Raw genomic sequence first — 10,119 nt, 5'->3', positions numbered from 1 at the left:
GTTGTATCTCTGGAAATCTCTGAATCTTTAAGCATGGTGTGCACGATCTGTTGCGTGCACACGATCTTGCGAGTGGAAAGGGCTCAGTTCAAGATGGGTTCGCCGGACGCTTACACAGAAAAGACACAGCGGCAGCCATGACGTGGGCATGTAGGCGTTGGCTGACTTGTTGGCTTGTTGGCTTGTACGGCAGACAGACTTTGGAGGAAGTCAGGCATCCAACGCGCATCAGAGCTACGCCAGCAGCTATTGGTTCAATAGCATTTGAAAACCGTTCCGTGTGCTCAGGTCAAAAAACTATTTTAAAAAGCGCTCTCATGGAAGAGAACGGTGCTTTGCGCTTTTTTTTGGGGGGTTGGGCAAATGGTGGCTCGGACCGGAATCGAACCGGTACGACTTGCGTCGGCAGATTTTAAGTCTGCTGTGGCTACCAATTACACCACCGAGCCTGCTGCACCAACCTCGGTGCCGAGACCAGAAGATAAGCCTCCTGTCTCGTCGCACTGCAGCTGAAAAGCAGTCGCATTGTAACCCGCAGGGAGGGTGGTTTTGGCTCTGAAAGCCTGGTGTTCACCGCCGTAAAACACAAAAACAAACGGGCATAAAAAAGGAAGCCTAAGCTTCCTTTTTTGCCAATTTGGAGCGGGAGAAGAGTCTCGAACTCTCGACCTCAACCTTGGCAAGGTTGCGCTCTACCAACTGAGCTACTCCCGCGTTTCAAGCCTCATATTCTAGCATGGCTTTTTAAGCAAAACCCGAATCAAATCGGGTTTTAAATTTTGGAGGCGCGACCCGGAGTCGAACCGGGCTAGCCGGATTTGCAATCCGGTACATAACCGCTTTGTTATCGCGCCGCACTCATCACAATCATCATAAAAAAAGGAAGCCTGAAGCTTCCCTTTTTACCAATTTGGAGCGGGAGAAGAGTCTCGAACTCTCGACCTCAACCTTGGCAAGGTTGCGCTCTACCAACTGAGCTACTCCCGCGTTTTCAGCCTGAAATCATAACATGACTTTGGACTGATTTTGACTTGAACCTGGGTTCTTATCGCTTGCTGCTTTGCACTCCAAGTGCGCTGCAGCGAGCTTCATATTATAGCCCACTTTTTGAGTCTTTCCACACCCTGCTCCAACCGGTGCAGATCTTTGGACGCAAAGCACCAGCGCAACCAGCCCTGGGCCTCGGGGGCGAAGGCGTTGCCGGGGGCCAGGCCCAAACCGGCTTCGGTCACCAGGCGCTTGGCGGTGACCAAAGAGTCCGGATGGCCTGCCAGCTGGAAGAAGGCGTACATGCCACCCTGCGCCAGAGCCACCCGCACGCCGGGCACGGTTTGCAGCAGCGGCACCAGGGTGTCGCGGCAGGTTTTCAGGTGGGCCACCACGCGCGGCGTGATGTTGTCGGTGCCCTGCAAGGCGGCGATACCGGCGCGCTGCACAAACACGCTGGCGCACGAGGTGTTGAACTCGATCAGCTTGCCCATGTGGGGGGTGGCGCTGGCGGGCATCACCAGCCAACCCAGCCGCCAGCCGGTCATCAAAAAGCTTTTGGAAAAGCTGTGCACCACCACCAGCCGGTCTTCGGGCGCGGCCACGTCCAGAAAGCTGGGCGCGCAGCCGTTGGCGCTGGGGGCGTAGTACAGACGCTCGTAGACTTCGTCGGCCAGGATCCAGGTGCCGGTGCGGCGGCAATGGTCGAGGATGGTTTGCTGCTCGGCGCGGGTCAGCGTCCAGCCGGTGGGGTTGTTCGGGGCGTTAAACACCAGCAGCTTGGTGGCGGGCGTGACTGCGGCCAGCAATTGCGCCATATCCAGCGCCCAAGCACCGTCGGCCTGCGGCTGTAGTGCCACGCAACGCAGCCGCGCACCCAGGATGGCAGGCTGGGCGGTGAGGTTGGGCCACACCGGGGTGACGGCGACCACTTCGTCGCCCGCGTCCACCAGCATCTGGATGGCCAGCATCAGCGCATTCACACCGCCGGAAGTGATGGCGATGCGGTCGGCACCGATGGGGCCATGCAGCCCGCCCATGTAATCGGCCACGGCCTGGCGTAACTCGGGCAGGCCGAGGTTGTGGGAGTAGAAGGTTTCGCCCTGTTGCAGCGAGGCGATGGCCGCCTGGCGGATGAAATCGGGCGTGACTTCGTCGCTTTCGCCGAACCAGAAGGCCAGCACGTCGCGGCGCCCCATACCAGCGTTAGCAACTTCACGGATTTTGGATTCTTCGAGATTCAGGATGGCTTGGCGCATAGACGGATGGAGGATGTAGAGGCATGATTATGCGGGCCCACCGTGGGCTATTTTGGAGATTCGAACCATGGCTACACAGACTCTGCATTGCTGCCTGATAGCGCTGGTTTTGGCCTGTAGCGGCCCCAGCTTGGCCAAAACCAAAAAAGCTAAAGGCGGCTCCCAGGTCCGCATCCTCAAGGACTCGTCGGAAAGCACGGCCGAGCGCAACCGCCGCCTGCTGCGTGAGTGCAAAGGCCGCCCCAATGCCGGGGCCTGTGCAGGCTACACGCGCTAGCCAGGCCGCACCATCTTGCAGGTGGTGGGCATTTCGGCTTGGGCTGCGCTGGTTTGTTTGATGACCCGAAAGCCGTAGCCCGAACCTTCCACATCGAACTGCACGCCCGGCGTGCCCTGGCGGTCCATGGTGCCGACGGACAAGGACTGCTGGAACTGGTGGTCGGCGGCACGCATACGACCGGTTTGGCCATATAAACTAAGGCTAGCGCTCTCCAAGCTTGTGGCTACAGCTATCAAATCCATAGTACCGGCCTTCTCGACAGCCTGGGCCAGCGCCTCCACCATCAACTGCATGCGCATGTGCAAATAATCGTCGGCGGGCTTGGGAAAGCGCTGGCGAAAGGCCTGCACAAAAGCCTGGCTCTGCGGCGTAGGCGTGTTCGGCAGCCAATCGGCCACGGCGATGACCTTGCCCACACCCGCCTCACCCAGCGCCGCCGGAGCCCCCAGCGCATTGCCATAAAAGGTGTAGAACTTGCCTTCAAAACCCACCTCACGGGCGGCCTTGACCAGCAGGGTCAGGTCGTTGCCAAAGTTGCCGGTGATGACGGCCTGCGCGCCGCTGGCCTTGATCTTGGCTGCGTAAGGAATGAAGTCCTTGACGCGGCCCAGCGGGTGCAGCTCGTCGCCCACCACCCGCACGTCGGGGCGCTGCAGGGCCAGTTGGCGCTTGGCCTCGCGCGCCACGGCCTGGCCGAAGCTGTAGTCCTGGCCCAGGATGTAGACGCTTTTGACCGCGGCATCATCTTTGAACACCGCCATCAGCGCGGCCATGCGCATGTCGGCGTGCGCGTCGAAACGGAAATGCCAGAAGCTGCATTTCTCGTTGGTCAGCGTGGGGTCGACCGCGGCGTAGTTCAGCAGCAGCACGCGCTTGCTAGGTTCGCGGTCGTTGTGCTTGTTGATGGCGTCTATCAGCACCGCGGCAGTGGCCGAGGAGTTGCCTTGCAGGATGTATTGCGCGCCGTCGTCGATGGCCGCACGCAGGGCCGACAGGGCTTCTTCGTTCTGGCCTTTGCTGTCATAGCGCTCCAGCGCCAGCAGGTGTTTGCCATCGGGCAGCGGCACACCGCCGCGTGCATTGACGCGCTCCACAGCCCAGATGAGATTGCGGAACACCGCCTCGCCGGTGTTGCCAAACGGGCCGCTCAGGCCTTCGACCAGGGCCAGCTTGATGGGCGCGGGGGCGGCTTGGGCGGAGACAAAAACCAGTACACATAGCGCCACAGCGCACGATTTCAAGAGCGCACGTCGAAACTTAAACATCTAAAAACTTCCTTGAAATAGGGGGCGGCGCACGCAGATGTGATTCCTAAGCGGCAATCGATGTGAGCGCCGCGTAATGTAAACGGAGCCTACTATGTTTATCGCAGCTACCCACCCCGCTTTTTCCCGCCACAACAACCTGCGCGCCCTGCAGCATCTGCTGGACGAAAAACGCTCTGCGGGCTATCAAATCACCCAGGACGAGCACGCCTACAGCCTGCAATTCGACGTGCCCGGCATCGCCAAGGAGCAACTCTCCATCGGCATCGAAGGCAGTGTGGTGCGCATTGAAAGCCAGCCCGATGCACCCCGCACCTACAAGGCCGCTTACGAGTTGCCGCAAGACATCGATGTGTCGGCCAGCGATGCGCGGCTGGAGAATGGTGTGCTGACTCTGAAGCTGGCCAAAAAGGCCCCGGTCAGCAACGTGTCGAACCTGACGATCAACTAACTAAAGGGAGTCCAAGGGCCAACGCGGCTTCACGTCAAAAGCGTAAGCCCGCGTGGGTGCCTGCAGGCCCGACTGCAAGCGCATGGCACCGGCCATGGCGATCATCGCGCCGTTGTCGGTGCATAAATGCAGCTCGGGGTAGTGCACGCGGATACCTGCCTTGGCGCAGACGGCATTCAGCTGGTTGCGCATCGACTTATTGGCCCCCACGCCGCCTGCCACCACCAACCTGCGCAAGCCGGTACGCTGCAGCGCCGTCATCGATTTCTTCAACAGCACTTCGACAATCGCCGCCTGGGTGCTGGCGGCCAAGTCGGCTTTGCGCGCTTCCAGGTCGTCGCCCAGTTTCTTGGCCTGTGTCATCACTGCCGTTTTCAAACCGGCAAACGAAAAATCCAGATTGCCGCTGTGCAGCAGGGGCCGTGGCAGTTTGAACGCCACCGGGTCGCCTTTTTCAGCCAGCCGCGACAAGGCTGGGCCGCCGGGGTAGCCCAGGCCCATTAGCTTCGCGGATTTGTCGAAGGCCTCGCCCGCCGCGTCATCAATGGTCTCGCCCAGCATCTCGTAGCGGCCCACGCCGTCCACCCGCATCAACTGGGTGTGGCCGCCCGACACCAGCAGCGCCACGAACGGAAACTCCGGCGGGTCCTCGCTCAAGAACGGCGACAGCAAATGCCCTTCCAAATGGTGCACACCTAGCACCGGCTTGCCCAAAGCGGCGCCGAGTGCACAAGCCACGCCCGCGCCCACCAACAGTGCACCGGCCAAGCCGGGGCCGCGGGTGTAGGCCACCACGTCCACGTCTTGCAGCGTGTGGGCAGCTTCCATCAGCACCTGGCGGGTCAACGGCAGCACGCGGCGGATGTGGTCGCGACTGGCCAGCTCGGGCACCACGCCGCCATAGGCCTGGTGCATTTCAATCTGGCTGTGCAGGGCATGCGCCAGCAGCACCGGCAAAGCCGCGCCTTCTCCTTGGCCGTTAGCGCGCACCAGCGCAATTCCGGTTTCGTCACACGATGATTCAATACCCAATACCAGCACAAGCGTTCCCTCTGTCAAACAGGCTTGGAGTGTAGGCCCGCACCATCTTGGCGCGAATCTTGCGGGTTTTTATCCATGAATGAAGCCCTGCGCATCGTAGTGATTGCCCCCGATCTGGACGTGCTGGACCCCCAGGACGATACGGCCCTGCTGCAGGCCGAGCGTTCGCGGGCGCTGCGCATTGGCCTGCTGGAAAACGGCTACAACCTGGTAGCCAGCCTGCCTGCCGACGTGTTTTTGACTGAGCGACTGGCCCAGTTGCAGCCCGACATGGTGATCGTGGATGCCGAAAGCGAAGCCCGCGACGCGCTGGAGCACGTGGTGGTGGCCACCCGCAATGCGCGCCGCCCCATCGTCATGTTCACCAACGACGATGACACCTCGGTTGTTAAAGACGCGGTAGCGGCGGGCGTGTCGGCCTACATCGTGGCCGGGCTGTCGGCGGCGCGCATCCGGCCCATTCTGGACGTGGCCATGGCCCGCTTCGAGCACGAGCAGGCGCTGCGCAAGGAGCTGGCCGACACCCGCCAGGAGCTGGACGGCCACAAGACCGAGCTGCTCAACCGCAAGGTGATCGACCGCGCCAAGGGCCTGCTGATGCAGCGCCAGGGCCTGTCCGAGCAACAGGCCTACGACCGCCTGCGCAAAGCCGCCATGGACAAGAGCCTCAAGCTGGTGGATGTGGCCCAGCGCATCCTCGACGTGGCCGACCTGCTGGGATAAACATCCGAAAATAGTGCGGCGCACACAATCGGTGCACAATTTTGTCTTCAATTATTTTTGAAATAAAATAAGGCTCTAGCGCAGTATCTGACTGCACCAGCAGCTACTTATTTCATAGCAAGAACGCTCCACCCCAAGGTGGCCATGCCCCTTCTCGCTCCCTATCCTTTTTATGCAGTCTCTGTTGCCCGCCCCTCTGGAAATGGAATTTGCCCCGCACCCCACTGCCCGCTCACACCATTCGAGCCCGCTGATTGCGCGGTCGGTGAATCTGCACAAGGTCCTCGACACCCTGGTCAACAACCTGGAAGGCATGGCCTACCGCTGCCTGCCGGACCTGCACTGGACCATGCGCTTCGTCAGCCAGGGCTGCTTCAAGCTCACTGGCTACCAGGCGCTGGAGCTGATCGACAACCAGACCGTGTCGTGGGAGAGCATCACCCACCCGAACGACCGCACCCGGGTGCGCACCGAGATTCTGGCAGCCGCCGGTGCCGAACAACGCTTCACGGTGCACTACGCCATCCAGACCCGCAGCGGTGCCATCCGCCGCGTCAAAGAGCAAGGCGTGATGGTGGTAGACGAGGCTGAGCAGCAGGTGCTGGAGGGCTTTATCGAAGACGTGACCGAGGGCTTTGTGACCCTGGAAGCGCTGGCCCATGCCGAAGCCCGCTACCGGCAGATCTTTGAACATGCGCGCGATGGCATCTTCCAAACCTCGTTGGAAGGCCGCTACCTGTCGGCCAACCCGGCGCTGGCCCAGCTCTACGGCTACGCCACCGCCGAGGAGCTGATTGCGGACCTGGCCGATATCGACCGCCGCCTGTACGTGCAGCCGCAGCGGCGCGAACGCTTCCAAAAGCTGATGGCAGCGCACGGGGAGGTGCGCAACTTCGAGTCCGAGGTCTACCGGCGCGACGGCAGCACCATCTGGATCTCGGAAAACGCCCACAGCGTGCGTGATGCGCAAGGCGGCTTTGTCTGCTTTGAGGGCACAGTGCAGGACATCACCGAGCGCCGCAGCCAGCGCGAACAGCTGGAGCGCCAGGCCAACTACGACGGCCTGACCGGCCTGGCCAACCGCAACCTGCTGCGCGACCGCATCGGCCCGGCCATTGCCCACGCCGAACGCATGGGCCATTTTTTGGCCGTGGTGTTCATCGACCTGGACCACTTCAAGCTGATCAACGACAGCCTGGGCCACGATGCAGGTGACCAGCTGCTGGTCGAAATTGCCCAGCGCATGCGCAACTGCGTGCGTGCCAGCGACACCGTGTCGCGCCACAGCGGCGACGAGTTTGTGCTGCTGCTCAACGAGCACTTTCGGGCCAACAGCGTCATCTCGCACCTGCAGCGCGTGCTCAAGCAAATCAACCAGCCGGTGAGCCTGCTGGGGCGCGAATTCCAGGTGGGTGCCAGCATGGGCGTGGCGCTGTACCCGCAGGATGGCGAGGACGCCCAAAGCCTGCTCAAGCACGCCGACGTGGCCATGTACGCCGCCAAGGAGCGGGGCCGTAACAACTTCCAGTTCTTCACCCCCGAGCTGAACAAGGTGGCCGACGAGCGGCTCGACCTGGCCACCGCCATGCGCGCCGGGCTGGAGCACAACGAATTCACCGTGGCCTTCCAGCCCAAGGTAGACCAGCACCGGCGCATCGTCGGCGTGGAGGCCCTGGCCCGCTGGCACAGCGCCAGCGTCGGCATGGTAGGGCCCGACCGCTTCATCCCGATCGCCGAAGAAACCGGGCTGATTGGCGAGCTGACCGACCTGATCCTGCGCCAGGCCTTTGCCGCCGCCGCGCTGTGGGAGGGGCCGCAAGGTGCCAAGCTGGTGATTGCCGTCAACCTGTCGGCCCGGCTGTTTCTGGCCGACGACCTGGTGCTGCGCGTGGCCGCGCTGGTGCGCGACAGCGGCCTGCCGCCCGAGCGGGTGGAGCTGGAGATCACCGAAGGCGTGTTTCTGGACGACAGCGCGCGCGCCATCAGCGTGCTCAATGCCTTCAAGGCGCAGGGGTTTCGGGTGGCCATGGACGACTTTGGCACCGGCTACTCCAGCCTGTCGTACCTGCGCCATCTGCCGCTGGACACGGTAAAGATCGACCGCTCCATGGTCACCGACATCGAGTCCGATGCCGACGTGGCCATGATCGCCCGCGCCATGGTCGGCCTGTGCCAGAACCTGCGCAAAACCGTGGTCGCCGAGGGCGTGGAAAACCAGGCCCAGTTCGACCTGCTGCGTGGCCAGGGCTGCGACGAATTTCAGGGCTACCTGCTGGCCAAGCCGATGGCCAACACCGCCTTTTGCCAGCTGCTGGCACAAGACGGCGGCTTCATCCGCGCGCCTGCCTTGAAACACGCCACCCGCTGAAATGGTGCACTGCACACAAACAGTGCCAAACCTTTACTTACAAACAAAATAGGCCGCTGGCGCAGCATGCACCTGTACCATCTGCTACTTATTAAATAGCACGCAGACTGTAAAACTGCTGGCACGGTGCTTGCATAACCAAAGCAAGACCACCGATGGTCCCATGGCAGCGAGCACCCAATGGCGGGTGCGAACCGCCACGTATTCGGACAAAGGCGTCCCCACCCGTTAGAGGCTGCAACTTGCAGCGCGCTGCGCGGTGAGGACGCCTTTTTTTGGTTTTGGCTCACCCCCAGGCTGCAGCGCAAGCGCTTTTCGCCAATCCCTTGCAGGGGGCAACACCAGCAGCCTGGCAAAGCCAGTTCTGCGGTGTTTCTGGAAGGCTTGTTCTGCAGGCTGCTTGGGAACTGGGCCGTGATCGTTTTGTTTAACTTTTTGGGAGCCTTTAGATGACTGATCTTTTGAAGACAAAACTCAGCCGCCGCTCGGTACTGCAAACCGCCGCCGTGGGTGCCGTGGGTGTCAGCCCTGCCCTGCGCGCGCTGGTGTATGCCGTCGGGTCCGACAAACCTGAAAAAGAAGAAGTCAAAATCGGCTTCATTCCCCTGACCGACTGCGCCAGCGTGGTGATGGCCTCGGTGCTGGGCATCGACAAAAAATACGGCGTGAAGATCATCCCCAGCAAGGAATCCAGCTGGGCCAGCGTGCGCGACAAGCTGGTCAACGGCGAGCTGGACTTTGCCCACGCCCTGTACGGCCTGGTCTACGGCGTGCACATGGGTGAAAGCGGCCCCAAGAAAGACATGGCCGTGCTGATGACGCTGAATAACAACGGCCAAGCCATCACCCTGAGCAAAAAGCTGGCCGACAAGGGCGCGGTCGATGGCCCCGGCCTGGCCAAACTGATGGCCGCAGAGAAGCGCGAATACACCTTTGCCCAGACCTTTCCCACCGGCACCCACGCCATGTGGCTCTACTACTGGATGGCCGCCAACGGCATCAACCCGCTGAGCGATGCCAAGGTCATCACCGTGCCGCCACCGCAGATGGTGGCCAACATGCGCGTGGGCAACATGGACGGCTACTGCGTAGGCGAGCCCTGGAACCACCGCGCCATCATCGACGGCATCGGCATCACCGCTGCCACCACGCAAGACATCTGGAAGGACCACCCCGAAAAGGTGCTGGGCACCACCGCCGAGTTCGTCAAAAAGAACCCCAACACCGCCCGCGCCGTGACCGCCGCCATCCTGGAAGCCAGCAAGTGGATCGATGCCGGCCTGGCGAACAAGAACAAGATGGCCGAAACCATCGCTGACAAGAGCTACGTGAACACCAGCGTGGACGCCATCAACCAGCGCATTCTGGGCCGCTACCAAAACGGCCTGGGCAAGACCTGGGACGACCCGAACTACATGAAGTTCTACAACGAAGGCGCGGTCAACTTTCCCTACCTGTCCGACGGCATGTGGTTCCTGACCCAGCACAAACGCTGGGGCTTGCTCAAAGACCACCCCGACTACCTGGCCGTGGCCAAGCAGATCAACCAGATCGACATCTACAAGCAGGCCGCCGCCGCCAGCAACACGCCCTTGCCCAAGAGCGACATGCGCACTGCCAAGCTGATGGACGGCGTGGTGTGGGACGGCAAAGACCCTAAAAAGTACGCCGACAGCTTCAAGATCCACGCCTAGGGCTTGGCTCCCCCCCAGACTGCGCTGCGCCAACCCCCTACCGGGGGGCGA

The 10,119-nt window shown here is 61.6% G+C and carries 8 protein-coding genes and 4 tRNA genes; 5 read left to right on the top strand and 7 right to left on the bottom strand.

The genetic code is table 11. The annotated features are described in order from the left end of the window. Positions 1-364 precede the first annotated feature (364 nt). The 5 genes from AC097L_RS19240 to AC097L_RS19220 form a co-directional block, all read right to left on the bottom strand. Positions 365-449 (bottom strand) — tRNA-Leu (locus tag AC097L_RS19240). A 189-nt stretch (positions 450-638) separates the two neighbouring features. Next, a tRNA-Gly gene (locus AC097L_RS19235) sits at positions 639-714 on the bottom strand. Positions 715-780: 66 nt separating this feature from the next. Next, positions 781-854 (bottom strand) — tRNA-Cys (locus AC097L_RS19230). A gap of 57 nt (positions 855-911) precedes the next feature. Further along, positions 912-987, bottom strand: a tRNA-Gly gene (locus AC097L_RS19225). Between the two features lie 101 nt (positions 988-1,088). After that, positions 1,089-2,246 carry a pyridoxal phosphate-dependent aminotransferase gene (locus tag AC097L_RS19220; protein ID WP_479588326.1) on the bottom strand — a complete coding sequence of 386 codons (1,158 nt, stop codon included), beginning with the start codon at positions 2,244-2,246 and terminating at the stop codon, positions 1,089-1,091. A 67-nt stretch (positions 2,247-2,313) separates the two neighbouring features. Here AC097L_RS19220 and AC097L_RS19215 point away from each other — a divergent pair, with 67 nt between their 5' ends. Beyond that, positions 2,314-2,523, top strand: a complete 210-nt coding sequence (locus AC097L_RS19215) for a hypothetical protein (RefSeq protein ID WP_479588325.1) — start codon at positions 2,314-2,316, stop codon at positions 2,521-2,523. Here AC097L_RS19215 and AC097L_RS19210 read toward each other — a convergent pair. Then, positions 2,520-3,791, bottom strand: a complete 1,272-nt coding sequence (locus AC097L_RS19210) for a branched-chain amino acid ABC transporter substrate-binding protein (protein ID WP_479588324.1) — start codon at positions 3,789-3,791, stop codon at positions 2,520-2,522. The genes AC097L_RS19215 and AC097L_RS19210 overlap by 4 nt on opposite strands. 94 nt (positions 3,792-3,885) lie before the next feature. On the opposite strand from AC097L_RS19210, the gene AC097L_RS19205 reads away from it, so the two are divergent. Next, positions 3,886-4,242, top strand: coding sequence for an Hsp20/alpha crystallin family protein (locus AC097L_RS19205; RefSeq protein ID WP_479588323.1), 357 nt, complete (start codon positions 3,886-3,888; stop codon positions 4,240-4,242). Here AC097L_RS19205 and tsaD read toward each other — a convergent pair whose 3' ends face one another. Then, entirely contained in the window at positions 4,243-5,283 is a 1,041-nt protein-coding gene (gene tsaD / locus AC097L_RS19200; protein WP_479588322.1) for a tRNA (adenosine(37)-N6)-threonylcarbamoyltransferase complex transferase subunit TsaD, read from the bottom strand. 75 nt (positions 5,284-5,358) lie between these two features. Here tsaD and AC097L_RS19195 point away from each other — a divergent pair, with 75 nt between their 5' ends. The 3 genes from AC097L_RS19195 to AC097L_RS19185 all read left to right on the top strand — a co-directional run bounded on the left by AC097L_RS19195 (position 5,359) and on the right by AC097L_RS19185 (position 10,068). After that, positions 5,359-6,006, top strand: a complete 648-nt coding sequence (locus AC097L_RS19195) for an ANTAR domain-containing response regulator (RefSeq protein ID WP_479588321.1) — start codon at positions 5,359-5,361, stop codon at positions 6,004-6,006. Positions 6,007-6,190: 184 nt separating this feature from the next. Then, complete coding sequence (locus AC097L_RS19190) at positions 6,191-8,374, top strand: putative bifunctional diguanylate cyclase/phosphodiesterase (protein WP_479588320.1); 2,184 nt, start codon at positions 6,191-6,193, stop codon at positions 8,372-8,374. A gap of 449 nt (positions 8,375-8,823) precedes the next feature. Then, a complete protein-coding gene (locus AC097L_RS19185) occupies positions 8,824-10,068 on the top strand; it encodes a CmpA/NrtA family ABC transporter substrate-binding protein (protein WP_479588319.1) in 1,245 nt (414 codons plus the stop codon). The last annotated feature ends 51 nt before the right edge of the window (positions 10,069-10,119 follow it).

This window comes from Rhodoferax sp. RT5P35 (genome assembly GCF_056521385.1).
This window is presented reverse-complemented; position numbering and strand designations above follow the sequence as displayed.

What these genes read in the sequence shown, in the direction of transcription:
- AC097L_RS19220 (WP_479588326.1), bottom strand. Translation starts at nt 2,246, where the DNA reads ATGCGCCAAGCCATCCTGAATCTCGAAGAATCCAAAATCCGTGAAGTT.
- AC097L_RS19215 (WP_479588325.1), top strand. Translation starts at nt 2,314, where the DNA reads ATGGCTACACAGACTCTGCATTGCTGCCTGATAGCGCTGGTTTTGGCC.
- AC097L_RS19210 (WP_479588324.1), bottom strand. Translation starts at nt 3,791, where the DNA reads ATGTTTAAGTTTCGACGTGCGCTCTTGAAATCGTGCGCTGTGGCGCTA.
- AC097L_RS19205 (WP_479588323.1), top strand. Translation starts at nt 3,886, where the DNA reads ATGTTTATCGCAGCTACCCACCCCGCTTTTTCCCGCCACAACAACCTG.
- AC097L_RS19195 (WP_479588321.1), top strand. Translation starts at nt 5,359, where the DNA reads ATGAATGAAGCCCTGCGCATCGTAGTGATTGCCCCCGATCTGGACGTG.
- AC097L_RS19185 (WP_479588319.1), top strand. Translation starts at nt 8,824, where the DNA reads ATGACTGATCTTTTGAAGACAAAACTCAGCCGCCGCTCGGTACTGCAA.